This is a genomic window from Streptococcus bouchesdurhonensis, from assembly GCF_948472335.1.
The window spans coordinates 353,323-378,808 of record NZ_CAOKTW010000002.1; the positions used below are offsets into that span (position 1 = coordinate 353,323).

Here is a 25,486-nt window from a genome sequence, read left to right on the forward strand (position 1 = left end):
TAGAAAAAGCCCGTCTCATGACAGGATTTCTCTATTCTTTTTTTGTTTCCTGGTGGAAGACATTTTGCCAAGTTTCGTGGCGACGCCAGATACTGGTATGGACGATACCATCTAATTCATAGCAGATGAGTTTGGTCTTTTGACTGATGGAAGTGATTTGGATGTCCTTGATAGCTGAATTCAAGTCTTTTTCTGCTTTATAGGCCTCTTTATCCATCTGCTTTCCGTCTTGGCGAATATAGACAAAATCGTCAGCTAAGAGTTCTTCCAGTTGATTTCCTTGGTCAATCAATTGTTCACGCATGAGCAATTTTTTATAGACATTGTCTAAAATTTCATCCTCAGGGATAGGCGCTGGCTCAATATGGACATCGGTATCAAAAACCCCAAAACGTTCCTCCAGCATAGACTCGACCTGATCCGCGATTTCATGACTCTCAAAAACAGACAGGTCAGGGTTCATCTCTAGCGTAATATCCAGGTAGATGTTGCTACCGTAGGTACGACCTCTTTGGGACTTAACCTTGCTGATTTTGGGAATTTCCATGATGGCCTTTTGATAATCCTCAAGCAGACGGTCGTCAAAGCCATCCGAAAGGCTAAAGGAAGACTCGATGAAGATATCATAGGCAGTCTTTAAGATAAAGAAAGTGATGATGATAGCAACCAGTTTATCCACAATGGGATAATTGAAACTACTAGCTAGGATGGCAATGGTGGTTCCAAGTGAGGTGACAGCATCAGAAAGATTGTCCTTTGCTGCGGCCTTCAGTGCCTTGGAGTTGGATTTCTTACTGAGGCGAGTATTGTAGAGATAGACCACAAACATGATCGCTGCAGACATAATTCCTAGAGTTGCACCCAGAGGATCAATGACCGTTTCTTCACGACTGAGAATCTTTTGAATGGTATCCCTTAGAACATCAAAGCCAACATAGAACATGATGATGGAAGTGATTAAGCTAGCCAAATCCTCAATCTTCCAGTGGCCAAAACGGTGGTCTTGGTCAGCAGGCTGGCGTGCCATCCTGATTCCAATCAAGAGGGCCACATTTCCAATGATGTCCGACACGTTGTTGAAACCATCGGCCACCAAACTGGATGAATGAAGAAGATGGCCAGTAGCCAATTTCGCTGCAGACAAGAGCAGGTAGGTTGAAATACTGATAATGGCACCACGTTCAGCTAACTTGAGATTTGAGATAGATTGCTTCATTCAACTTCCTTTCTAGTCATATAGCATTCTACCATTATACTGGTTTTCAAGGGAAAATTCAAATAAGGTAGTTTTTACTCTTTTAAAACTACCCAAAATTTGGTATAATAGTACTACTCAAGGGAGTAGCTGGCAGAAACCTGTGATAGTGTCGTCATTCCGAATTTTATACTGAAAAGTATGTTTTCCGGCCCTATCTTAAATAGCGAGACTTGTTATGATTAACAGGTCTCTTTTTGTTTGTCGTGAAAAGATGCGATGAGGGAAAAGAGAGTCTGTTTTGCACACAATGTCAAGGAGGAGACACATGTCAAAAGAACAAGAACGCCAAGCGTTTTACACTCAGAGTCCTGAAGAGGTCTTGAAGGCTGTGGATGCGACCGAGCAAGGTTTGTCATCAAGTGAGGCGGAAAAGCGCCTTGCCGAATTTGGCCACAATGAACTCGAAGAAGGCGAGAAACGATCAATCCTGGTCAAATTCATCGAGCAATTTAAGGATTTGATGATTATCATCCTAGTTGCAGCAGCAATCTTGTCAGTCGTGACTTCTGGTGGGGAAGATATCGCAGATGCCATTATCATTTTAGCCGTGGTTATCATTAACGCTGCCTTTGGTGTTTACCAAGAAGGAAAAGCAGAAGAAGCTATCGAAGCCCTCAAATCCATGTCTAGTCCAGCTGCCCGCGTTCTGCGTGATGGGCACATGACTGAGATTGACTCTAAAGAATTGGTACCTGGAGATATCGTTGCCCTTGAAGCTGGTGACGTAGTACCAGCAGACCTACGTTTGCTAGAAGCCAACTCTCTTAAGATCGAAGAGGCTGCTCTGACAGGTGAGTCTGTACCGGTTGAAAAAGACTTGACAGTCGAGCTTGCGACAGATGCTGGTATTGGTGACCGTGTCAATATGGCCTTCCAAAACTCAAACGTAACCTACGGTCGTGGGATGGGAGTTGTTGTCAATACAGGTATGTACACGGAAGTTGGTCATATCGCGGGCATGCTTCAAGACGCTGATGAGACGGATACACCCCTCAAACAAAACTTGAACAACCTTTCTAAGGTCTTGACCTATGCAATCTTGGTCATTGCCCTTGTTACTTTTGTAGTGGGTGTCTTCATTCAAGGGAAGGATCCACTTGGTGAGTTGTTGACTTCTGTTGCCCTTGCCGTTGCAGCCATTCCAGAAGGACTTCCTGCTATCGTGACCATCGTTCTTTCCCTTGGTACTCAAGTTTTAGCCAAACGACATTCCATCGTTCGTAAGTTGCCAGCAGTTGAAACACTTGGTTCAACTGAAATCATCGCTTCTGATAAGACTGGTACGCTGACCATGAACAAGATGACAGTTGAAAAAATCTTCTACGATGCAGTCCTACATGACTCAGCTGATGACATTGAACTGGGTCTTGAAATGCCCCTCCTTCGTTCAGTTGTCTTGGCCAATGATACGAAAATCGATGTGGAAGGCAACCTGATTGGTGATCCAACCGAAACAGCCTTTATCCAGTATGCCTTGGACAAGGGCTACGATGTCAAAGAATTTTTAGACAAATATCCTCGTATGGCGGAGTTGCCATTTGACTCTGACCGTAAGCTCATGTCAACAGTTCATCCACTTGCAGATGGACGCTTCCTCGTAGCTGTTAAAGGTGCGCCAGACCAACTCTTGAAACGTTGTGTTCTTCGTGATAAGGCTGGGGATATTGCTCCGATTGATGAGAAGGTCACAAACCTCATTCATACAAACAATTCTGAAATGGCCCACCAAGCCTTGCGTGTCCTTGCAGGTGCGTATAAGATTATCGATAGCATTCCAGAAAACCACTTCTGAAGAGCTGGAAAATAATTTAATCTTCACTGGTTTGATTGGGATGATTGATCCTGAACGTCCTGAAGCCGCTGAGGCTGTTCGTGTGGCTAAGGAAGCTGGAATTCGTCCAATCATGATTACAGGTGACCACCAAGACACCGCAGAAGCTATTGCCAAACGTTTGGGAATCATTGATGCAAACGATACAGAAGACCACGTTTTAACTGGTGCTGAGCTCAACGAATTATCTGATGAAGACTTTGAAAAAGTTGTTGGTCAATACTCTGTTTATGCCCGTGTGTCTCCAGAGCACAAGGTTCGTATCGTCAAGGCTTGGCAAAAACAAGGTAAGGTCGTTGCCATGACAGGTGACGGTGTCAATGATGCCCCAGCTCTGAAAACAGCAGACATCGGTATCGGTATGGGAATCACTGGTACAGAGGTTTCTAAGGGGGCTTCTGATATGATTCTTGCAGATGATAACTTTGCGACTATTATCGTCGCAGTGGAAGAAGGACGTAAGGTCTTCTCAAACATTCAAAAGACTATTCAGTACCTACTTTCTGCCAATACTGCTGAAGTATTAACCATCTTCCTATCAACCTTGTTTGGTTGGGATGTCTTACAGCTTAGTTCATCTTTTGTGGATCAACTTGGTAACGGATACCTTCCCAGCTATCGCTCTTGGTGTTGAACCTGCGGAGCCTGGTGTCATGAATCATAAACCACGTGGACGCAAGGCAAGCTTCTTCTCAGGTGGTGTTTTGAGTTCTATCATTTATCAAGGTGTACTCCAAGCAGCTCTTGTTATGAGTGTTTATGGCCTTGCGATTGCTTACCCAGTTCATGTGGGTGACAATCATGCTATTCATGCAGATGCCCTAACGATGGCCTTTGCAACCCTTGGTTTGATTCAGCTCTTCCATGCCTACAATGTCAAGTCTGTCTACCAATCCATCTTGACAGTTGGCCCATTCAAGTCTAAGACCTTTAACTGGTCCATCTTGGTATCCTTTATCCTTCTCATGGCAACAATCGTTGTAGAACCGCTTGAAGGAATCTTCCACGTAACCAAACTAGACTTGTCACAATGGGGAATTGTTATGGCTGGAAGCTTCTCAATGATTATCATCGTCGAAATCGTTAAGTTTATTCAACGCAAACTCGGTTTTGACAAGAATGCGATTTAAGGGAGGTTTCGGATGTCAGCATATCAATTACCGACCGTATGGCAGGATGAAGCTAGTAATCAAGGAGCCTTTACGGGCTTAAATAAACCAACAGCAGGTGCCCGTTTCGAACAAAACTTGCCAAAAGGAGAACAAGCTTTTCAGCTTTATTCACTGGGAACACCAAATGGTGTGAAGGTCACTATCTTATTGGAAGAATTACTAGAGGCTGGTTTTAAGGAAACGGCTTACGACTTGTATAAGATTGCTATCATGGATGGGGATCAATTTGGTTCAGACTTCGTAAAGCTCAATCCAAATTCCAAGATTCCAGCCTTGTTGGACCAGTCAGGAACTGAAGAAGTAAGAGTCTTTGAATCTGCTCATATTCTCCTTTATCTTGCTGAGAAATTTGGAGCCTTTCTACCAAGTAATCCTGTGGAAAAGGTAGAAGTTTTGAATTGGCTATTCTGGCAAGCTGGGGCTGCACCTTTTCTAGGTGGGGGATTTGGACATTTCTTTAATTATGCCCCTGAAAAATTGGAATATCCTATTAACCGTTTTACGATGGAAGTGAAACGCCAGTTGGATTTATTGGATAAGGAATTGACTCAGAAACCTTATATTGCAGGCAATGACTATACGATTGCAGATATTGCCATCTGGTCTTGGTATGGACAGTTAGTTCAAGGAAAACTTTACCAAGGTTCTGCAAAATTCTTGGATGCCTCAAGTTACCAGAATTTAGTAAAATGGGCAGAAAAAATTGCCAATCGTCCAGCTGTTAAGCGTGGGATGGAAGTAATTTATAAAGAAATTAATACTCTTTGAAAATCTCTTCAAACCACGTCAGCGTCGCCTTGCCGTATATATGTTACTGACTTCGTCAGTTCTATCTGCAACCTCAAAACAGTGTTTTGAGCAACCTGTGCTAGCTTCCTAGTTTGCTTTTTGATTTTCATTGAGTATAAGTAGCAAAAAAGTCATCTTCGGATGGCTTTTTGCTACAGTTGAGGGAAAGGGCTTGCAGTTATCGGCTTTTGTGCTATAATTGTTATAATATAGTAAAAAACAAGAGGAGTGTGAGGAAGTGGAAAAGAAAATTGTAAAAGATATTTTGTTTTTATCTCAGGTATCTCAGCTTAACAAGTCAGGAAGACCTTTATCTTGCCAGAGATTTGCAGGATACACTCTTAGCAAATCGTGAGACCTGCATTGGTCTAGCTGCCAATATGATTGGGGTGCAAAAGCGCGTGATTATCTTTAATCTTGGCTTGGTTCCCGTGGTCATGTTTAACCCAGTGCTTCTGTCCTTTGAAGGATCCTATGAGGCAGAAGAAGGCTGTTTGTCCTTGGTAGGTGTGAGATCAACTAAGCGTTATGAAACCATAAGGCTTGCCTATCGTGACAGCAAGTGGCAGGAACAGACCATTACCTTGACAGGCTTCCCAGCTCAGATTTGCCAGCATGAGCTGGATCACTTGGAAGGACGAATCATTTAGGAGGAAAGCAAATGAAACGAATAGTCTTTGAACTTATTTTTATCGCAACGACCTGGTATATCTTTTTACCGCCCCTTAACCTGACCAGCTGGGAATTTCTCTTCTTCCTCTGTGGGCATTTGTTAGTTGTGGCAATCTTATTTGGCTTTGGCAAGGGGATAAACCTTGTCAAAACGGTTCATGTGCGCCACGGTAAGGCGGAAGCTGCCTTAAATCTTGAGGGTTTCAAAATCAATCGGTTAGGGAAAATTCTGTTAGCTTCGATTGGAGGAATTCTTCTCTTGGCAGCTTTGGTTTCCTTGGTAACTTCCAGCATGTTTCAGGCTAAAAATTATGCCAATGTAGTCACGGTTACGGAAAAAGACTTTACTGAATTTCCTAAGAGTGACACCAGTAAGGTTCCTATCTTAGATAGAAGTACTGCTGAAAAAATTGGTGACCGCTACTTGGGTTCCCTAACAGATAAGGTGTCGCAGTACGTAGCGGCAGATACCTATACCCAATTGACAATTGATGGGAAACCTTATCGAGTGACGCCACTAGAATACGCAGACCCTATCAAGTGGTTTAACAATCAAGCTAAGGGAATCGGTGAGTATATCAAGGTGGACATGGTAACTGGAAATGCGGATTTGGTGGACTTGAAGACACCAATCAAGTATTCAGACTCGGAGTATTTTAACCGTGATGTCAAACGTCACCTGCGCTTGAAGTACCCGACCAAAATCTTTAAAACTCCATCTTTTGAGGTGGACGATGAGGGCAATCCTTTCTATGTAGCAACGGTTTACCAAAAGCAATTTGGACTTGCGGTTCCTCGTCCTGCTTCAGTCATTATCTTGGATGCTACAAATGGAGAAACCAAGGAATACAGCTTATCAGATGTTCCAGAATGGGTGGATAGGATCTATCCAGCAGAGGAAACCATTGAGCAAATCAACTACAACGGCAAGTACAAGGACGGTTTCTTGAATGCCATGATTTCCAAGAAAAACGTGACCCAGACTACCAATGGCTATAATTACTTGTCTATCGGTAATGACATCTATCTCTACACAGGTGTGACGTCGGCTAATGCGGATGAGAGTAATCTTGGTTTCATCCTTGAAAATATGCGAACAGGAGAAATTACTAAGTATAGCTTGGCTTCTGCGACAGAAGAATCAGCCCGTGAATCAGCAGAAGGTGCTGTTCAGGAGAAATCCTACAAAGCAACCTTCCCAATCCTCATCAACCTCAATGACAAGCCTTTCTACATCATGGGTTTGAAGGACAATGCTGGCTTGGTCAAAGAGTATGCTCTAGTAGACGCAGTCGAGTACCAAAATGTTATCGTAGCTACTACAGTGGAAGAGATGCTCAGCAAGTATGCCAATAAAAACGACCTTGAAATTGACAATGCAACGACAGAAAGCATCAAGGGAGTAGTAGCAGACCTCAAATCAGCTGTTATCAAGGGCGACACCGTCTACTTCTTTAAAGTTGATGGCAAGATTTACAAGGTTAAGGCCTCAGTATCAGATGACCTTCCTTACCTTGAAAATGGTAGAACCTTCGAAGGTCAAGTAGGAAAAGACAGCTATCTCAAGACCTTTAAAGTACAGTAATACTCTGCGAAAATCTCTTCAAACCACGTCAACTTTATCTGCAACCTCAAAGCTGTGCTTTGAGCAACCTGCGGCTAGTTTCCTAGTTTGTTCTTTGATTTTCATTGAGTATAAAAAAGGTTTATTTAAGAAATATATGTTATAATAAAATAAATTAAGACTAATGGAGGACAAAGAAATGGGTTTTTATTTGATGCTTGCTTCAATGCTACTCGGACTGCTCGCTTTGAAGATAGGTTTTTCTCAGTTCAAGGAGAACAAAGATAAATTCTTATCTATCTTAACAAGTTTAGCTGGGCTAGCCCTTGTTCTCGTGGCTGTCTGGTTAGGATGGCCCAAATAAATAGAAAAACCCTCGGTTAAACCGAGGTTTTTCATACTCTGCGAAAATCTCTTCAAACCACGTCAACTTTATCTGCAACCTCAAAGCTGTGCTTTGAGCAACCTGCGGCTAGTTTCCTAGTTTGTTCTTTGTCATTGAGTATAAAAAAGGTTTATTTAAGAAATATATGTTATAATAAAATAAATTAAGACTAATGGAGGACAAAGAAATGGGTTTTTATTTGATGCTTGCTTCAATGCTACTTGGACTGCTCGCTTTGAAGATAGGTTTTTCTCAGTTCAAGGAGAAAAAAGATAAATTCTTATCTATCTTAACAAGTTTAGCTGGCGCAGCCCTTGTTCTCGTGGCTATCTGGTTAGGATGGCCCAAATAAATAGAGAAGCCTCGGTCAAACCGAGGTTTTTCATACTCTTCGAAAATCTCTTCAAACCGCGTCAGCTTCCTAGTTTGCTCTTTGATTTTCATTGAGTATCAGATGAATTTCTTGGTTGTGGCTAAAAAATATGCTACACTATCAATATGAAAATTTTAATCCCTACAGCAAAAGAAATGAACACAGACTTGCCGAGTATCGAGGCAACACCTTTAATACCAGAAAGTCAGGCCGTGCTGGATGCCTTGGCCCTCTATTCTGCTAGTCAATTGGAGAGTTTTTATAAGGTATCAGCCGAGAAGGCTGCGGAAGAATGTCAAAATATCCAAGCTTTGAAAAGGCAAACTGCTCAACACTACCCAGCTCTTAAACTTTTTGATGGGCTTATGTACCGCCATATCAAGCGAGATAAGTTGACCGAGGCGGAACAAGCCTATCTTGAAAATCATGTCTTTATTACTTCGGCTTTGTACGGTGTCGTTCCAGCCTTGTCATCTATGGCCCCTCACCGTTTGGACTTTTTGATGAAGTTAAAAGTCGCTGGTAAGACTTTAAAGAGTCATTGGAAGGCAGCCTATGATGAAGCTGTGAAGCAGGAAGAAGTGATTTTCTCCCTCTTGTCGTCCGAGTTTGAGACGGTATTTTCTAAGGAAATCAGAGAAAAAATGGTGATCTTCAAATTTATGGAGGATAGAGGCGGTCAGCTGAAAATTCACTCAACCATTTCCAAGAAAGCGCGTGGTGCCTTCCTGACAGCCCTGATAGAAAATCAAGTACAGACGGTGGAGGAAGCTCGTCGCTTAAGCTTTGCAGGATTTACCTACCGAGAAGATCTGTCCCAGCCACAGGAATTGGTTTTTGTTAAGGAAGTATAGAAATCAGATATTTTGTATTTGGCAATATGTATCATCAGCTATTTTAGTTTATAAATGAAAAAAAGCGAACAAGCTAGTCTTCTGAGTGTCAGAAAAGTAGTCTTGTTCGCTTTTATTATATTAGTTACTTGATAGCATTGACCAAGTCTTCCGCTTGTTTTTCAAGTGAGCTTAGGACTGTTTCTTCAAGAACCAATTTTCCGTCTGCCCAAGCAGAGTCATTAACACGTGCAGCAGTGAAATCACCAACGCCTTGTGTACGGATAAATGTCAAGAGGTCTTTGTAGATAGCGAAAAGTTGATCGTGCCCTGCATTGGCTACAGATGATACTGTGACAAACTTGTCTTGAAGGGCAGAAACGCCACGTGTATCAGACAAGTCAAGGGCACAGATAGCCAGTCAAGCAAGTTTTTCACTGTACCAGGGATAGAGAAGTTGTAGACTGGAGAGAAAATCCAGATAGCATCCGCAACGAGAACTGCTTCACGAGCAGCAGATACAGCTGGATGAGTTGGAACTTCCAAATCTTGGCTGAAGAGAGGGATAGCTGAATAATCAAGATAGCTAACTTCTGCTTTACCAGCAAGTGCTTTCTCAGCTTCGAGGGCCATTTGGTGGTTGAAAGAACCTTGGCGTAGTGATCCGACGATAAATAATACTTTTTTAGACATGATGTGTCTCCTTTTTCTTAAATTTACGAGAATTTTCTCGTTGTTATAAAATATATTACAACAAAGCAAAACAACTTGCAAGAAATTTGCTCAGAGTTTATTTGAAAATTGTAAAATTTCGGAAACTCTAGTCATTTGTGACTGAAAAAGTAAGAACTGTTTCACTTTCAAAATCGGTTTTGTTTGAAGGAAGAAATAAAGTGCGATTGTTCTTGCATTCACTTGTAATAAAGCCCAATAGATGGTAAAATAGACGAGTGAAAAAAAGACAAAACAAAGTAAAAAATAATCTACTGTGGCAGTATGGTCTAGGGATGACGATTTTGTTTGTGGTTATCAGTGCTTCCTTTCTGTATCTAGTGTTTCTGAGTATGAAACCTTATCAAACAGCTAAAAGTGAAGGAGAAAAATTAGCTCAGCAGTATGCAGGATTAGAGCAGGCTGATCAGGTTGACTTATACAATGGCTTGGAATCCTATTATAGCGTTCTTGGCCGTAATAAAAAACAAGAAGCACTTGCTGTCCTGATTGGAAAAGATGACCACAAGATTTACGTTTATCAGCTAAATCAAGGTGTTTCACAAGAAAAAGCAGAAGCTGTTTCGAAGGAAAAAGGAGCTGGCGAGATTGACAAGATTACCTTTGGCCGTTATCAAGACAAACCAATCTGGGAAGTCAAGTCAGGCTCTGATTTTTATCTAGTAGATTTTGAAACAGGAGTATTGGTCAATAAGGAGGGCCTATGAAACTATCCAACCGTGTTTTAGAAATGGAAGAAAGTGTGACCTTGGCTGCTGGAGCTCGTGCCAAAGCACTCAAGTCTGAGGGAAGAGATATCCTGTCTCTAACCTTGGGTGAGCCAGATTTCACTACTCCAAAAAATATCCAAGATGCCGCCATTGCATCGATTCGAGATGGGCGTGCTTCTTTTTATACAGTAACCTCAGGCCTGCCAGAGCTCAAGGCAGCGGTCAATACTTACTTTGAACGCTTTTACGGCTATTCTGTAGCGCCAAATCAAGTGACAGTCGCTGCTGGAGCCAAATATTCTCTCTATACCTTCTTTATGGCTGTGGTCAATCCAGGTGATGAAGTTATCATCCCAACCCCCTACTGGGTAAGCTATGGAGACCAGGTCAAGATGGCAGAAGGTGTGCCAGTCTTTGTTCCTGCTAAGGAAGATAATCACTTTAAGGTGACCGTAGAGCAGTTAGAAGCAGCTCGCACAGACAAGACCAAGGTTTTGGTGCTGAATTCGCCATCCAATCCGACAGGTATGATTTACACCCGTGAGGAACTCTTGGCAATCGGAAACTGGGCTGTAGAAAAGGATATTCTCATTCTAGCAGATGATATCTATGGGCGCTTGGTCTATAATGGTCATGAGTTCACACCGATTTCTAGCCTATCTGAGGCAATTCGCAAGCAAACAGTGGTCATCAATGGTGTGTCTAAAATCTATGCCATGACAGGTTGGCGGATTGGCTATGCCGTTGGAGAAGCAAACATTATTGCTGCCATGTCCAAGATTGCAGGTCAAACAACTTCGAATCCGTCAGCAGTAGCCCAGTATGCAGCAGTTGAGGCTCTATCAGGTGAGCAAGATACTGTAGAAAGCATGCGTCAGGCTTTTGAGGAACGTCTCAATACCATCTATCCCCTTCTTGCTGAGGTGCCAGGATTTGAAGTGCTCAAACCGCAAGGAGCTTTCTATCTCTTCCCAAATGTCAAAAAAGCTATGGAGATGAAAGGCTATACAGATGTGACAGATTTTACAACCGCTATCCTAGAAGAAGCCGAAGTGGCCTTGGTAACAGGAGCAGGATTCGGAGCACCAGAAAATGTCCGCCTCAGCTATGCGACAGACCTAGACACGCTTAAAGAAGCAGTTAAACGCTTGAAAGCATTTATGGGTAGTGAGAATGATTGATCATTTTGAGATTAAGGTAAAGGATTTACAAATTTCAGAAGGATTTTATAAGAGTTTTCTCGCTCCTTTGGGCTATAAATTGGCTTTTAAGACTAGTTCTCTAATCAGTTTTCTTGCCCCGAACAGCCCTCATCCTGGTGGTGATTTTTGGCTGGCTCAGGGGACACAAGATCCTATTCACTTTGCTTTTTTAGCAGAAAATAAGGAAGAAGTTCAGGCTTGTTATGAGGCTGGTTTAGAGGCAGGTGGGCGAGACAATGGGGCTCCTGGTTATCGCAGTGAGCATCCGATTTACTACGCTGCTTTTGTGATTGACCCAGATGGGAACAATATAGAAGTGGTTTGCCATAAAGAATAAAAAAGAAAAAGGAAAAATAATGACAAAACGTGTAACGATTATTGATGTAAAAGACTATGTTGGTCAGGAAGTGACGATTGGCGCTTGGGTTGCCAACAAATCAGGAAAAGGGAAAATCGCCTTCTTGCAATTGCGTGATGGAACAGCCTTCTTTCAAGGTGTAGCCTTTAAACCAAACTTTGTCGAAAAATTTGGTGAAGAAGTAGGACTTGAGAAGTTTGATGTTATCAAACGCTTGAGCCAAGAAACGTCTGTCTATGTGACAGGTATTGTCAAAGAGGACGAACGTTCTAAATTTGGCTATGAGTTGGACATCACAGACATCGAAGTGATCGGTGAATCTCAAGACTACCCAATCACACCAAAAGAACATGGTACAGACTTCTTGATGGACAACCGTCACTTGTGGCTTCGCTCTCGTAAGCAAGTAGCGGTGATGCAAATCCGTAACGCTATCATCTATGCAACATATGAGTTCTTTGACAAGAACGGTTTCATGAAATTTGATAGCCCAATTCTTTCAGGAAATGCGGCAGAAGATTCAACAGAACTCTTTGAAACAGATTACTTTGGAACGCCAGCCTACTTGAGCCAATCAGGTCAGCTTTACCTAGAAGCAGGCGCTATGGCTCTTGGTCGTGTCTTTGACTTTGGTCCAGTATTCCGTGCTGAAAAATCAAAAACGCGCCGTCACTTGACTGAGTTCTGGATGATGGACGCAGAGTACTCATACTTGACACACGATGAGTCACTTGACTTGCAAGAAGCTTATGTAAAAGCTCTTCTACAAGGTGTTCTTAACCGTGCGCCTCAAGCCTTGGAAACCTTGGAACGTGATACAGAACTCTTGAAACGCTATATTGCAGAGCCATTCAAACGTATCACTTACGATCAAGCCATTGACCTCTTGCAGGAGCATGAAAATGATGAAGACGCTGACTACGAACATCTTGAGCATGGTGATGACTTTGGTTCACCACATGAAACTTGGATTTCAAACCACTTTGGTGTGCCAACTTTTGTCATGAACTACCCAGCAGCCATCAAGGCCTTCTATATGAAACCAGTTCCTGGAAATCCAGAGCGCGTGCTTTGTGCAGACTTGCTTGCTCCAGAAGGCTATGGAGAAATTATCGGTGGGTCTATGCGTGAGGAAGACTACGATGCCCTTGTCGCTAAGATGGATGAACTTGGCATGGATCGTACAGAGTATGAATTCTACCTTGACCTTCGTAAATACGGTACAGTTCCACACGGTGGATTTGGTATCGGTATCGAGCGTATGGTAACCTTCGCAGCAGGAACAAAACATATCCGTGAAGCCATTCCATTCCCACGTATGTTGCACCGTATTAAACCGTAAGAATAGGAAAACGCCCATGTGGCGTTTTTTCGCATATCAGAGTTTTTACTTGCGTAAAAAAATTTTTTCTAGTATAATAGTTTATTGTGAGCGAACCTCACTTACCCCTTGCAAAGTCTTGGGGTCATTAGACCAAAAGGAGGAACATATCAATGGCTAAATACGAAATTCTTTATATCATTCGTCCAAACATTGAAGAAGAAGCTAAAAACGCTTTGGTAGCACGTTTTGACTCTATTTTGACTGACAACGGTGCAACTGTTGTTGAATCAAAATCTTGGGAAAAACGCCGTCTTGCATACGAAATCAAAGATTTCCGTGAAGGACTTTACCACATCGTTAACGTTGAAGCAAACGACGATGCAGCTCTTAAAGAGTTTGACCGTCTTTCAAAAATTAACGCTGACATTCTTCGTCACATGATCGTCAAAATTGACGCGTAAGAAGGTAAACTATGATTAACAATGTTGTACTTGTAGGGCGCATGACACGTGACGCTGAGTTGCGTTATACCCCATCAAATGTAGCAGTTGCGACTTTTACTCTTGCAGTAAACCGTACATTTAAGAGTCAAAATGGCGAACGTGAGGCTGATTTTATCAATGTCGTTATGTGGCGTCAACAGGCTGAGAACCTTGCTAATTGGGCTAAAAAAGGCTCACTTATCGGGGTGACAGGCCGTATCCAGACTCGTAGTTACGATAACCAGCAAGGACAACGTATCTACGTGACAGAGGTCGTGGCTGAGAATTTCCAAATGTTAGAAAGCCGTAGTGTGCGTGAAGGTCATACAGGTGGAGCTTACTCTGCACCAACTGCAAACTATTCAGCGCCTACAAATTCAGTACCAGACTTTTCACGTGATGAAAATCCATTTGGAACAACAAATCCATTGGATATTTCAGATGATGATTTACCATTCTAATGGACAACTAAAATTATAAAGGAGAAAAAACATGGCTCAACAACGTCGTGGCGGATTCAAACGCCGTAAAAAAGTTGATTACATCGCAGCAAACAAAATTGAATATGTTGATTACAAAGATACTGAGCTTCTTAGCCGTTTCGTTTCAGAACGTGGGAAAATCCTTCCTCGTCGTGTAACAGGAACTTCAGCTAAAAACCAACGTAAAGTAACAACAGCTATCAAACGCGCTCGCGTAATGGCTTTGATGCCTTTCGTAAACGAAGATTAAAAAAGAGGTCCGGTGGACCTCTTTTTCAGACCCTATTGGGTCTTTTTTTCACGAGCCTTGAAATGAAAGAGCGAGTTGAGGTCAGGGGGACCTCTTTTTCATGAGCTTGGAAACAAGAATGCGAATTAAGACCCCAACGGATCTTTTTTTCACGAGATAGTTTTTTTCTGACCTTGGCGTGCTATAATCCCGACTTTATCACTTAAAAAATACAAAAGGGCAGCTAACCCTTTGCGCCACAAGGGATTTCGCTGTTCTTTAATCTCGTTTAGGTGTTGTATATGGAGCTTTGGCGTAATTTTTGAGTTCTTCAAACTTCACGAACCCTTTGTTCCATTCCATGCCTAATAATCTATTTAGTAGCTGCATATCTGGACTTTCTTGTAGTCTATAGTAATTATCTTGTAACCTAGTTGCTTTGGCACTGTTGAGAGCATTAGCGATTCTCCTTGGACTCATCTTCCAATTAATTTGATGTTGGAGGAGTCGAAGATGAATTAAAGCGATAAAACAAGTCAAAAAATGTGCCTGTATATGATTTTCTGTCCATACATAAACAGGTCTACTTTCAAGCTCTGTCTTCGTGATGCGGAAGCAATCCTCAATCTTAGCTAACTCTTTATAAGCCTCCAACATCTCTTCATCTGTCATTCCAACTTCACTTGTTACAAGAACATTCACACCATCAAACTGAGCATCAAAATCAACCTGCTCATGGTCAATGGTAACAAGTGGGGAAAAAGGCTTTAGTTCCCCTGTTTTTTCATCCAGATAGTGGAGGTCTAGATATTTCTTGCCTCCTTTTTTACTGGTCTGTCGAAAGAGTTCCGCATTGGTTAGTTGGCTGGCATATTCTAAAGCACCTTCCCGACGAATCCGTTCTCGATCAGCGTATTTCTTAGACCAAGTAATCAGAACTTTCTCTTTGACAAGTGGAGAATCCTTCTTCGTTCCCAGCTTGCGTTCACGTAGATAGGACTTCTTTGCGAAGGTCAACTCCTTATTAAATTGCCAATCGTTTGGATTTAGAATTTGTGTTTGTAGCTCCTTTGAGGCGCCACGCCGTCCACGATGCTTCTGGGAGAAGAGCCATCCATCTTTTTGATGAATCATCTCAGAAATATTGTAAGAGCTATTCATAGCCTTATCGGCCACCACCACAATACGCTCAATTCCAAACTGTTTTTTAACTTCCTCAACAGCTGGAAGATAGGTAATAGGATCTGTTTGATTTCCTCTAAATAACTTATAACTGATGGGAATTCCATTCGTATCCATAAATAATCCTAATTGGACAATGGGTTTGGGACGATGTTCCTTACTAGGACCTCGCCTTCTTAGTCCTTCTTTTAGAATTTCACCATCAACTGAAACAACCGTCTCATCGGGGATATCTGTTTCAAAGTAGTAGTTCGTTACATCGTAGAAAACTAAACGTGCTTCACGCTTGGTCATGCGACTCACTTCTTTATGAAGATGAAGCAGAAGTTTTTCTTTCAAGGTATCCAACTTATCTAACGAACGATAAATAGCGTTGAGGCTTATTTCCCAATGACCAAATAAGTTTACTTGAGAAGCATAAGTAGATAACTTACTATCTGGATTGAGGACTCTCTGAAAAACTAATAGTTTTAAAACTTGAGCCAAATCGTACTCTGATTTCGATTTCACTGTCTTTAGAAACTCGGTTAGTTTTAACTCTTCAAACAGGTTATCCAAGACCATCCAACCATAGGACTGATCCACCTCATTCATAGGAGCCAGTAGGTCATAGCTTACTTGAAAGAATTGAGGTTCTGTTAGTAGACCTTCCTTTGCCTCACGTTTCAAACGTTCTAAGATATCAGGTTCCTCTACCTCTAGTTCATCTAAGAGACCATATTTTTTCAAAATACGCTGTCTGACTTTTCCATCTTTTCGATATCCCTCCACAAGATAGACATGAGTACGCCCTTCTTTGTTGGTTGTTGTTTTAATAAATGCCATACTCTATTATAGCATACATAATTATATACAACAAACAAAAAAGTTGAAAAATAGTCGGAAAATCCAGATGTACCAAGGGATTAAGTAAGGTCGGCGGAGAATTAAGTGATAAAGTCGGGCGAAATCAACCCTTGGAAATGAATGCTACTATTCAAAATAATGATGATTTAGTTCTGTACTTATCCAAGAAGTTCGAATAAGAGATAGCGAATTTCTTTGAAAATAGGGGATTTAGCTACTTTATGGTATAATGGAAAGAGTTAGATTGAAAGAGGTAGTGAGATGGATGCCAAATTAAGATATAAGGCAAAGAAGATCAAGATTGTCTTTTTTGATATTGATGATACATTGCGGAATTCCAAGACAGGTTTTATTCCACTTCAATCCCAGCTGTTTTTAAGCAATTACGTGAGAAAGGAATTTTGACAGGTATTGCTTCTGGACGAGGGATTTTTGGTGTCGTGCCAGAAATTCGTGAACTCAAGCCTGACTTTTTTGTAACCTTAAATGGTGCCTATATTGAAGATAAAAAAGGTCAGGTCATTTATCAACATCAGATTGAGAAGTCTGATGTTGAGGAGTATATCTCTTGGGCTAAGCAAGAGGGAATTGAGTATGGTTTGGTTGGGAGTCATGCTGCCAAGTTGTCGACTCGCACCGATATGATTAGTGAGGCTATCAATCCAATTTATCCTGATTTAGATGTGGATCCAGATTTCCATGAGAAAGAAGACATCTATCAGATGTGGACTTTTGAAGATAAGGGAGATGACTTACACTTACCTGACAGTCTCTCAGATAAACTTCGCATGGTTCGTTGGCACCAACATTCGTCTGATATTGTTCCGATTTCAGGCTCCAAAGCGACGGGTGTGGAAAAGGTTGTGGAACACCTTGGCTTGAAACCAGACAACGTTATGGTTTTTGGAGATGGGCTGAATGACTTGGAACTCTTTGATTATGTTGGAATCAGCGTTGCAATGGGAATTTCTCATGATAACATCAAAGAAAAAGCAGATTATATAACAAAAACACTAGAAGAAGATGGCATTTTTGATGCCTTAGAAGGATTTGGTATGGTAGAAAAAGAATTGCATTTCCCACAAGTAGACATTGAAACAGTAGAAGGTCCTATCGCGACTATTAAGACCAATCACGGGGACTTGCGTATCAAGCTCTTCCCAGAGCATGCTCCTAAAACAGTGGCTAACTTTGTATCTCTTTCAAAAGATGGCTACTATGATGGTGTCATTTTTCACCGTATTATCAAGGACTTTATGATCCAAGGTGGAGACCCAACTGGAACTGGTATGGGTGGCGAGTCCATCTACGGCGAATCATTTGAGGATGAATTCTCAGAAGAACTTTACAATATCCGTGGTGCCCTTTCTATGGCCAATGCAGGTCCAAATACCAACGGTAGCCAGTTCTTTATCGTGCAAAATCAACATTTGCCTTATTCTAAGAAAGAAATTGCTCGTGGTGGTTGGCCAGAACCGATCGCAGAAATCTATGCTAACCAAGGTGGGACACCTCACCTAGACCGCCGTCACACGGTTTTTGGACAGTTAGCTGATGAAGCATCTTACGCTGTCTTGGATGCCATTGCTGCTGTTGAGACGGGGGCGATGGACAAGCCAGTTGAAGATGTCGTGATTGAAACAATTGAAATCGAGGACTAAGATGAAAATCGGTGATAAGCTAAAGGGGCGTATTACAGGGATTCAGCCCTACGGTGCCTTTGTTGAGCTAGAGACGGGTGATACGGGGCTGATTCACATTTCAGAGATTCGGACAGGATTTATTGAAAATATTCATGAAGCCTTGAAAGTCGATGAAGAGGTTCAGGTTCAGGTAGTGGATTTAGATGAATTTACAGGGAAAGCAAGTCTTTCTATCCGCACTTTGGAGGAAGAAAAGCACCAGTTTCCTAGACGGAGACGCTTTTCAAGCGACCGTTTTAACTACGGCTTTGCGCCTCTTAAACGAATGATGCCAATTTGGACTAGAGAAGCCTTGCACTATTTAAAAAAGAAGAAGTAGTTTAGAGATTTATATTTTTTGTAATGTTAATATAAATATGCTATAATAGAAACATGGAAGAAGAACAATTATTAAAATCAGGGGAGCGCATTAACCAGCTCTTTTCGACAGATATCAAAATCATTCAAAATAGAGAGGTTTTTAGCTATTCGGTGGATAGTGTTCTCTTGTCACGTTTTCCGCGTTTTCCTAAAAAGGGCTTGATAGTGGATTTTTGCGCTGGAAATGGAGCAGTAGGGCTATTTGCTAGCACTCGTACTCAGGCACAGATTTTGGCTGTTGAGATTCAGGAGCGTTTGGCGGATATGGCTGAACGCTCTGTCCGTTTGAATGGTTTGGAAGAGCAGATGGAGGTCATCTGTGATGATTTGAAAAATATGCCTGCTTATATCCAGGGAAGTAAGGTGGATATGATTTTGTGTAATCCGCCCTATTTTAAGGTGGATCCTCATTCAAACCTGAACGAGAGTGAACATTATCTCTTGGCGCGCCACGAAATCACGACCAACTTGCAGGAAATCTGTCGCAGTGCCCAAAGTATTCTCAAGTCTAATGGACGGTTGGCTATGGTTCATCGTCCTGACCGACTCTTGGACATTCTGGATATGTTGCAACGACATAATCTAGCCCCTAAGCGCCTGCAGTTTGTTTATCCAAAGAGGGCAAAGGAAGCCAATATGCTTTTGATTGAGGCTATCAAGGATGGCTCGACAAATGGCTTTAAGGTCTTGCCACCTCTCATTGTCCACAATGATGATGGCTCTTATACGCCGGAACTCGAAGAGATTTATTATGGATTATAAGGCTTATATGTATGTGCTGGAGTGCCGTGACGGATCCTACTATACAGGCTATACGACTGATGTGAAGAGACGCCTCGCTGTCCATAATAGTGGGAAGGGAGCCAAATACACACGAGCACGCTTGCCAGTCAAACTCATCTATGCTCAAGGTTTTGCCAGTAAGGAAGAAGCCATGTCAGCTGAAGCCCTTCTCAAGCGTAAGAAGAGGCCACAGAAGGAGCAATTTTTATCTGAAAATCAAGATAGAAATTTACTCAGTTATTTTGAAGAGTAGCGGGGAGTTCTTTGACTCCTCTTACTTTTGTCAAAAAGCGAAAAAAATGCTACAATAAAGAGAATAAACAAAATGAGGTATTATCATGTATAAGATTCTAGTATTTGGTCACCAAAATCCAGACTCAGATGCCATCGGGTCGTCTGTAGCCTTTGCCTACCTTGCAAAAGAAGCTTACGGTTTGGATACGGAAGCTGTTGCTCTTGGAACTCCAAATGAAGAAACAGCCTTTGTCTTGAACTATTTTGGTGTAGAAGCACCGCGTGTTATTACTTCTGCCAAAGCAGAAGGAGCAGAGCAAGTTATCTTGACTGACCACAATGAATTCAACAATCTGTATCAGATATCGCTGAAGTAGAAGTTTATGGTGTGGTGGACCACCACCGTGTGGCTAATTTTGAAACTGCAAGCCCACTCTACATGCGTTTGGAGCCAGTTGGTTCAGCGTCTTCAATCGTTTATCGTATGTTCAAAGAACATGGTGTAGCTGTGCCTAAAGAGATTGCTGGTTTGATGCTTTCAGGTTTGATTTCAGATACCCTTCTTTTGAAATCACCAACAACACATCCAACAGATAAGATTATTGCTCCTGAATTGGCTGAATTGGCTGGTGTAAACTTGGAAGAGTATGGCTTGGCTATGCTGAAAGCTGGTACAAACTTGGCTAGCAAATCTGCTGACGAATTGATTGACATCGATGCTAAGACTTTTGAATTGAACGGAAATAATGTCCGTGTTGCCCAAGTAAACACAGTGGACATCGCTGAAGTATTGGAACGCCAAGCAGAAATTGAAGCTGCAATGCAAGCTGCTAACGAAGCAAACGGTTACTCTGACTTTGTCTTGATGATTACAGATATAGTCAACTCAAACTCAGAAATCCTAGCACTTGGTGCTAACATGGATAAGGTTGAAGCAGCCTTCAACTTCAAACTTGAAAACAATCATGCCTTCCTTGCTGGTGCCGTTTCACGTAAGAAACAAGTTGTACCTCAATTGACTGAAAGCTTTAATGCGTAAGATTTTAGGTGTCAGTTCAAAATCGGAAAGTCTAGTTTGCCTTATATCGAAAGGAGTTTCGGCTCCTTTTTTCTAGGAGTGAAGCATGTTAGCAAATGGCGATTTGATTTTTGTGAGAGATGAGTCAGATATGGGACAGGCCATCCAGACTTCCACAGGCAACTATAACCATGTTGTCATTTATTTGGATGGGATGATTTACCACGCTAGTGGACAGGCTGGTGTTGTCTGTCAAGAACCTGCAGACTTCTTTGAGCCCAATCACTTGTACGACCTCTATGTTTACCCAGAAATGGATATCCAGTCGGTGAAGGAAAAAGCTTGCAAACATCTAGGGGCTCCCTACAATGCTTCTTTCTATCCAGATGGAGCTGGTTTTTACTGTTCCCAGTACATGGCAGAAATTCTCCCCATTTTTGAAACTATTCCCATGAAATTTAGGGATGGGGAGCAGGAGATTAGTGACTTTTGGAGAGAGTATTACAGAGAACTAGGTCTGCCTGTTCCTCTGAACCAAGCTGGTACCAATCCTAGTCAGTTGGCAGCATCGCCTCTGTTAGAATGTAAAGAAAGGAATCTTCATGATTCAGATTTTTAATCCATCTCGTTTGACGAGACAGCCATTTTTTGGAGAATTGATCCGCTATCTGGACCAGCATGATGATGTGATTTTACGGGAAATTAAGGCCAAGTTTCCAGATGTAGCAGTTGACAAACTCATGGAAGAGTATATAAAGGCAGGCTTGATTCTACGGGAAAATAAGCGTTATTACCTCAATCTTCCTATGCTTGAATCACTTGATAGTCTTGAACTGGATCAAGAGATTTTTGTCAGAGAAGCTAGTCCTAGTCTATCAAGCCTTGTTGGAGCAGCGTTTTGAGACGGAATTATGCAATCAAACCAATGCAGCTATTTTAGTTGAAAAGACGGACTTTGCAAGATCAAAAATGACCCTGTCCAATTATTTCTACAAGGTCAAACATCAGTATCCTTTGACAGAAAAACAGCAGGAACTTTATGACATTTTAGGAGATGTTAATCCTGAGTATGCCCTCAAATACATGACAACTTTTTTGCTAAAATTTCTCAAAAAAGATCAACTGATGCAGAAACGCCGTGATATCTTTGTGGACAGTTTAGTTGTCCTGGGTTATATAGTCCAAAATGAAGATGGAAAGTATGAGTTGGCTGTCGATTTTGACAAGGAGAGATTAACTTTCTATTTAGTGTGATTGCTTTTTCTGAGCACATTGTTTGACTTTATCTATCGATAAGTTTATACTAATGTAACCGATAACACATATCGGAATAAAACTAAAGGAGACAATCATATGTCACTTGAAAACAAATTGGAACAAGCAACAGGCGCTGTCAAAGAAGGTTTTGGTAAAGTTACTGGAGACAGCAAGACAGAACTTGAAGGAGCTGTTGAAAAAACAGTTGCTAAGGCAAAAGAAGTAGTTGAAGATGCTAAAGGTGCTGTAGAAGGTGCCGTTGAAGGTTTGAAAAACGTTTTTACTAAAGAATAGGAAAAAATCAAGGGTTTCATTTTCCCTTGATTTTTTTTACAATCCTTATAAATAATTTTCTGCTACGACTGCATCTCCAGGATAGGCTTCTTTTTTCCTTGGACGATTTGGTAGCAATCTGCTCCCTTACCAGCAATAATGACAGCATCGAGTTCTTGTTCAGTGATGGCCATTGCTGCCTTGATGGCTTCTTGGCGATCCGCAATTTTTTCAACAGGATGATTGATGTAGCTACTAATTTCATCTGCAATGGTCATTGGGTCTTCATAGTTAGGGTCATCAGCAGTCAGAAAGACTTGAATCTCAGGGTGTTGATTGAGGAGGAGGCCAAAGTCCTTACGACGACTTTCTCCTTTATTTCCTGTCGAACCTAATACCAGAGCAATCTTTCCAGTTTGATGAGTTTCAACCACATTGATGAGTTTTTTGAGACTATCACCATTGTGGGCATAGTCGATGAAGACCTTGGCTCCATTTTTCTGAGTGAGGACTTCCATACGACCAGGAACGCGGGTTGCAGCAATTCCTTTTTTGATCTCCTCAAGATTAGCTCCGAGACAGAGGCAAGCAAGTCCAGCAGCAACGGCATTTTCTTGGTTGAAGTGACCAATCAGTTGGATATCATAATCACCAGCCAGTTTCCCACTAGCTGAAAAGCTAAAGGCTTTGGAATTCTCGATTTGATTATTTGATTGGCTACCATAGAAATCATGGTCTTGATCTGCCACTTGTTCTTTCAAGACAGAAAAGTGGTCCATGTCACTGTTAACGATGACTGCTCGGCTATTTTCCATCAAGAGACGCTTGTGGTAGAAGTAGTCTTCAAAGCTAGGGTGTTCAATCGGGCCGATATGGTCTGGGCTGATATTGAGGAAAACTCCCACATCAAAGGTTAGACCATAGACACGTTTGACCAGATAGGCTTGGCTGGAGACTTCCATGATGAGGTGGGTACGGTCATTTTGCACAGCTTGATTCATCATGTCAAAGAGGTCAATACTCTCAGGAGTTGTCAATGCAGACTTAAAGAAAGTCTTGCCATCTAAAGTTGTATTCATAGTCGAGAGCATAGCAGGTCGATGCCCTTGAGATAAGATGTTATAAGCGAAATAGGCTGCTGTTGTCTTACCCTTGGTTCCAGTAAAGGCAAGGAGTTTGAGTTTTTCCTGTGGATTACCATAGAACTCCATGGCAATCAAACTCATGGCTTTCTTTATATCGTTCACAATGATGACAGGGATACCGACTTCGTAGTCTTTTTCAGCTACATACCAAGCTAAGCCTTGTGTTATAGCAGAAAGAAGGTATTCTTTTTTAAAGGCAGCACCTTTTGCAAAAAAAAGAGTGTCTTCTTTTACTTTTCGGCTGTCGTAACTAATGCTATCAAAAACAACTTTGCTGTAGTTGTAGTGATAATGTCCTTGGTCGATAATCTCGCGGAAGAGACCATCTTTCTTTAATATATCTAATACGGTTTCAATCTTTATCATACTTTCTATTGTAAACCGAAAGTCGCAAATTTACAAGTAACAAGGAAAAGTTTATAATGGAAGATAAGGAGTGTTTCCTAGTTATCAAAATTGAATGAGGAATCTATGTCGCACGAAAACAATCACCAGCAGGCCCAGATGTTACGGGGGACTGCTTGGCTAACGGCTAGTAACTTTATCAGTCGCCTGCTTGGGGCCATCTATATTATCCCTTGGTACATCTGGATGGGATCTTATGCAGCTACGGCAAATGGTCTCTTTACCATGGGCTACAATATCTATGCCTGGTTCTTGCTGGTTTCAACAGCAGGGATTCCAGTTGCGGTGGCCAAGCAAGTTGCCAAGTACAATACCATGCGAGAAGAAGAGCATAGCTTTGCCCTGATTCGGAGCTTTTTAGGATTTATGACAGGACTTGGCCTCGTTTTTGCTTTAGTTTTGTATCTCTTTGCTCCTTGGCTAGCAGACTTGTCTGGCGTGGGCAAAGACTTGATCCCAATCATGCAAAGCTTGGCTTGGGGAGTCTTGATTTTCCCGTCTATGAGTGTTATCCGAGGATTTTTCCAAGGGATGAATAATCTCAAACCTTATGCCATGAGCCAAATTGCTGAGCAGGTCATTCGTGTTATCTGGATGCTCCTAGCAACCTTTATCATTATGAAACTTGGTTCAGGAGATTACCTAGTAGCGGTTACCCAATCCACCTTTGCTGCCTTTGTCGGCATGGTAGCTAGTTTTGCAGTTTTGATTTATTTCCTTGCCCAAGAAGGCTTACTCAAAAGAGTCCTTGAAACAGGGGATAAGATTAACAGCAAGCATCTTTTGATCGATACCATTAAGGAAGCCATTCCTTTTATCTTGACAGGGTCTGCCATCCAGCTCTTCCAGATTTTGGACCAGCTGACCTTTATCAATAGTATGAGCTGGTTTACCAACTACAGCAATGAGGACTTGGTTATCATGTTTTCTTATTTCTCAGCCAATCCTAATAAAATCACGATGATTTTGATTTCTGTTGGGGTTTCGATTGGGAGTGTAGGCTTGCCGCTTTTGACAGAAAACTATGTCAAGGGGGACTTGAAGGCAGCTTCTCGTCTCGTTCAGGACAGTCTCACCCTACTCTTTATGTTCTTGCTACCAGCAACGGTTGGAGTGGTTATGGTAGGAGAACCTCTTTATACAGTCTTCTATGGCAAGCCAGACAGTTTGGCTATGGGCTTATTTGTCTTTGCAGTTTTGCAGTCTATTATTTTAGGCTTGTACATGGTCTTGTCCCCCATGCTTCAAGCCATGTTCCGCAACCGCAAGGCCGTTCTCTATTTTATCTATGGTTCTATTGCCAAGCTGGTCTTGCAACTGCCTACCATCGCCCTTTTCCACAGTTATGGTCCCTTGATTTCAACAACCATCGCTCTTATCATTCCTAACGTCTTGATGTATCGGGATATTTGTAAAGTAACGGGTGTTAAGCGCAAGGTGATTGTGAAGCGAACCATTTTAATCAGTTTGCTGACCCTAGTCATGTTTCTGTTAATAGGAACCATCCAGTGGCTGTTAGGATTTGTTTTCCAACCAAGTGGACGTTTGTGGAGCTTCTTTTATGTAGCTCTTGTCGGTGCCATGGGGGGTGGACTCTACGGATTCATGAGTCTCTATACTCGTCTCTTAGATAAGGTTATTGGACAGGCCAAAGCTGCCCAGTTGCGAGCAAAATTTAAGTTTTCTTAAGATAGCATTTATAAATAAAAGGAATAAGTTGAACAATCTTTTAGGAGAACTTGAAACTTATTCCTTTTTTTAGCGTCAAAACAGCTAAAATTATCTTTTAAGAGTAGAAGATGAGGCCTTTTTCGATTTTTTTGGACAAAATCATTGACTAAACAAACTAAACGTTGTATAATAAAACAAATCTTTAAATCAGGA

The 25,486-nt window shown here is 41.7% G+C and carries 20 protein-coding genes and 8 pseudogenes; 24 read left to right on the forward strand and 4 right to left on the reverse strand.

The features are described from left to right. Positions 1-31: 31 nt before the first annotated feature. Complete coding sequence (gene mntE, locus QMQ21_RS04665) at positions 32-1,216, reverse strand: CDF family manganese efflux transporter MntE (protein WP_023933184.1); 1,185 nt, start codon at positions 1,214-1,216, stop codon at positions 32-34. 307 nt (positions 1,217-1,523) lie between these two features. On the opposite strand from mntE, the pseudogene QMQ21_RS04670 reads away from it, so the two are divergent. From QMQ21_RS04670 to yaaA, 7 genes and pseudogenes are all read left to right on the forward strand, one after another. Continuing rightward, positions 1,524-4,219, forward strand: a pseudogene (locus QMQ21_RS04670) (cation-translocating P-type ATPase). A 12-nt stretch (positions 4,220-4,231) separates the two neighbouring features. Then, positions 4,232-5,029, forward strand: a complete 798-nt coding sequence (gene yghU, locus QMQ21_RS04675; RefSeq protein ID WP_001277397.1) for a glutathione-dependent disulfide-bond oxidoreductase — start codon at positions 4,232-4,234, stop codon at positions 5,027-5,029. Positions 5,030-5,288: 259 nt separating this feature from the next. Then, a pseudogene (locus QMQ21_RS04680) lies at positions 5,289-5,700 on the forward strand (peptide deformylase). Positions 5,701-5,711: 11 nt separating this feature from the next. Next, positions 5,712-7,307 carry a hypothetical protein gene (locus QMQ21_RS04685; RefSeq protein ID WP_000822860.1) on the forward strand — a complete coding sequence of 532 codons (1,596 nt, stop codon included), beginning with the start codon at positions 5,712-5,714 and terminating at the stop codon, positions 7,305-7,307. A gap of 178 nt (positions 7,308-7,485) precedes the next feature. After that, positions 7,486-7,650: a YczI family protein gene (locus QMQ21_RS04690; RefSeq protein ID WP_057487076.1), complete on the forward strand. Its 165-nt coding sequence runs from the start codon at positions 7,486-7,488 to the stop codon at positions 7,648-7,650. A gap of 208 nt (positions 7,651-7,858) precedes the next feature. Further along, positions 7,859-8,023: a YczI family protein gene (locus tag QMQ21_RS04695; protein ID WP_000508264.1), complete on the forward strand. Its 165-nt coding sequence runs from the start codon at positions 7,859-7,861 to the stop codon at positions 8,021-8,023. A gap of 146 nt (positions 8,024-8,169) precedes the next feature. Beyond that, a complete protein-coding gene (yaaA, locus tag QMQ21_RS04700; RefSeq protein WP_023933180.1) occupies positions 8,170-8,898 on the forward strand; it encodes a peroxide stress protein YaaA in 729 nt (242 codons plus the stop codon). 124 nt (positions 8,899-9,022) lie between these two features. Here yaaA and QMQ21_RS04705 read toward each other — a convergent pair. Beyond that, positions 9,023-9,570: pseudogene (locus QMQ21_RS04705) on the reverse strand (NADPH-dependent FMN reductase). A 257-nt stretch (positions 9,571-9,827) separates the two neighbouring features. Between QMQ21_RS04705 and QMQ21_RS04710 the strand changes: the two are divergent. From QMQ21_RS04710 to rpsR, 7 genes are all read left to right on the forward strand, one after another. Continuing rightward, positions 9,828-10,316 (forward strand): cell wall elongation regulator TseB-like domain-containing protein, encoded by a 489-nt coding sequence (locus QMQ21_RS04710; RefSeq protein ID WP_050261734.1) that lies wholly within the window; start codon positions 9,828-9,830, stop codon positions 10,314-10,316. Continuing rightward, entirely contained in the window at positions 10,313-11,500 is a 1,188-nt protein-coding gene (locus QMQ21_RS04715; RefSeq protein ID WP_000777796.1) for a pyridoxal phosphate-dependent aminotransferase, read from the forward strand. Before QMQ21_RS04710 ends, QMQ21_RS04715 begins: the two co-directional genes overlap by 4 nt. Beyond that, the gene (locus QMQ21_RS04720) at positions 11,493-11,858 is read left to right on the forward strand and encodes a VOC family protein (protein WP_023937609.1); all 366 of its coding nucleotides are present in this window, start codon (positions 11,493-11,495) and stop codon (positions 11,856-11,858) included. The genes QMQ21_RS04715 and QMQ21_RS04720 overlap by 8 nt, the downstream gene beginning before the upstream one ends. A 19-nt stretch (positions 11,859-11,877) precedes the next feature. After that, entirely contained in the window at positions 11,878-13,221 is a 1,344-nt protein-coding gene (gene asnS / locus QMQ21_RS04725) for an asparagine--tRNA ligase (protein ID WP_023937607.1), read from the forward strand. A 152-nt stretch (positions 13,222-13,373) separates the two neighbouring features. Then, a complete protein-coding gene (gene rpsF, locus QMQ21_RS04730; protein ID WP_001151777.1) occupies positions 13,374-13,664 on the forward strand; it encodes a 30S ribosomal protein S6 in 291 nt (96 codons plus the stop codon). Positions 13,665-13,675: 11 nt separating this feature from the next. Then, on the forward strand, positions 13,676-14,146 hold the full coding sequence (gene ssbA, locus QMQ21_RS04735; RefSeq protein WP_000609599.1) for a single-stranded DNA-binding protein SsbA: 471 nt from the start codon (positions 13,676-13,678) through the stop codon (positions 14,144-14,146). 31 nt (positions 14,147-14,177) lie between these two features. Further along, a complete protein-coding gene (rpsR, locus tag QMQ21_RS04740; RefSeq protein ID WP_000068664.1) occupies positions 14,178-14,417 on the forward strand; it encodes a 30S ribosomal protein S18 in 240 nt (79 codons plus the stop codon). Positions 14,418-14,675: 258 nt separating this feature from the next. Here the strand turns inward: rpsR and QMQ21_RS04745 are convergent, their stop codons facing one another. Beyond that, positions 14,676-16,403: an IS1634 family transposase gene (locus QMQ21_RS04745; protein ID WP_000874118.1), complete on the reverse strand. Its 1,728-nt coding sequence runs from the start codon at positions 16,401-16,403 to the stop codon at positions 14,676-14,678. Positions 16,404-16,522: 119 nt separating this feature from the next. Between QMQ21_RS04745 and QMQ21_RS04750 the strand changes: the two are divergent. From QMQ21_RS04750 to QMQ21_RS04790, 9 genes and pseudogenes are all read left to right on the forward strand, one after another. Continuing rightward, positions 16,523-16,603, forward strand: a pseudogene (locus QMQ21_RS04750) (GNAT family N-acetyltransferase); the annotation flags it as partial. Between the two features lie 82 nt (positions 16,604-16,685). Continuing rightward, positions 16,686-18,085 (forward strand): annotated as a pseudogene (locus tag QMQ21_RS04755) (bifunctional Cof-type HAD-IIB family hydrolase/peptidylprolyl isomerase). Between the two features lies 1 nt (position 18,086). Further along, positions 18,087-18,446: a S1 RNA-binding domain-containing protein gene (locus QMQ21_RS04760; RefSeq protein WP_000689593.1), complete on the forward strand. Its 360-nt coding sequence runs from the start codon at positions 18,087-18,089 to the stop codon at positions 18,444-18,446. 53 nt (positions 18,447-18,499) lie between these two features. Then, positions 18,500-19,249 (forward strand): tRNA1(Val) (adenine(37)-N6)-methyltransferase, encoded by a 750-nt coding sequence (locus tag QMQ21_RS04765; protein WP_023937191.1) that lies wholly within the window; start codon positions 18,500-18,502, stop codon positions 19,247-19,249. After that, positions 19,239-19,523, forward strand: coding sequence for a GIY-YIG nuclease family protein (locus QMQ21_RS04770; protein WP_023937193.1), 285 nt, complete (start codon positions 19,239-19,241; stop codon positions 19,521-19,523). The genes QMQ21_RS04765 and QMQ21_RS04770 overlap by 11 nt, the downstream gene beginning before the upstream one ends. A gap of 85 nt (positions 19,524-19,608) precedes the next feature. Continuing rightward, positions 19,609-20,543: pseudogene (locus QMQ21_RS04775) on the forward strand (manganese-dependent inorganic pyrophosphatase). An 85-nt stretch (positions 20,544-20,628) separates the two neighbouring features. Next, a complete protein-coding gene (locus tag QMQ21_RS04780; protein ID WP_023937197.1) occupies positions 20,629-21,141 on the forward strand; it encodes a YiiX/YebB-like N1pC/P60 family cysteine hydrolase in 513 nt (170 codons plus the stop codon). Further along, positions 21,125-21,776 (forward strand): annotated as a pseudogene (locus tag QMQ21_RS04785) (DUF1803 domain-containing protein). The gene QMQ21_RS04780 and the pseudogene QMQ21_RS04785 overlap by 17 nt, the downstream one beginning before the upstream one ends. Positions 21,777-21,875: 99 nt before the next feature. After that, positions 21,876-22,073, forward strand: a complete 198-nt coding sequence (locus QMQ21_RS04790) for a CsbD family protein (protein ID WP_000051199.1) — start codon at positions 21,876-21,878, stop codon at positions 22,071-22,073. Positions 22,074-22,118: 45 nt separating this feature from the next. Here QMQ21_RS04790 and QMQ21_RS04795 read toward each other — a convergent pair. Further along, positions 22,119-23,563 (reverse strand): annotated as a pseudogene (locus QMQ21_RS04795) (UDP-N-acetylmuramoyl-L-alanyl-D-glutamate--L-lysine ligase). Positions 23,564-23,668: 105 nt separating this feature from the next. Here QMQ21_RS04795 and QMQ21_RS04800 point away from each other — a divergent pair. Then, entirely contained in the window at positions 23,669-25,291 is a 1,623-nt protein-coding gene (locus QMQ21_RS04800) for a putative polysaccharide biosynthesis protein (RefSeq protein ID WP_023937200.1), read from the forward strand. The last annotated feature ends 195 nt before the right edge of the window (positions 25,292-25,486 follow it).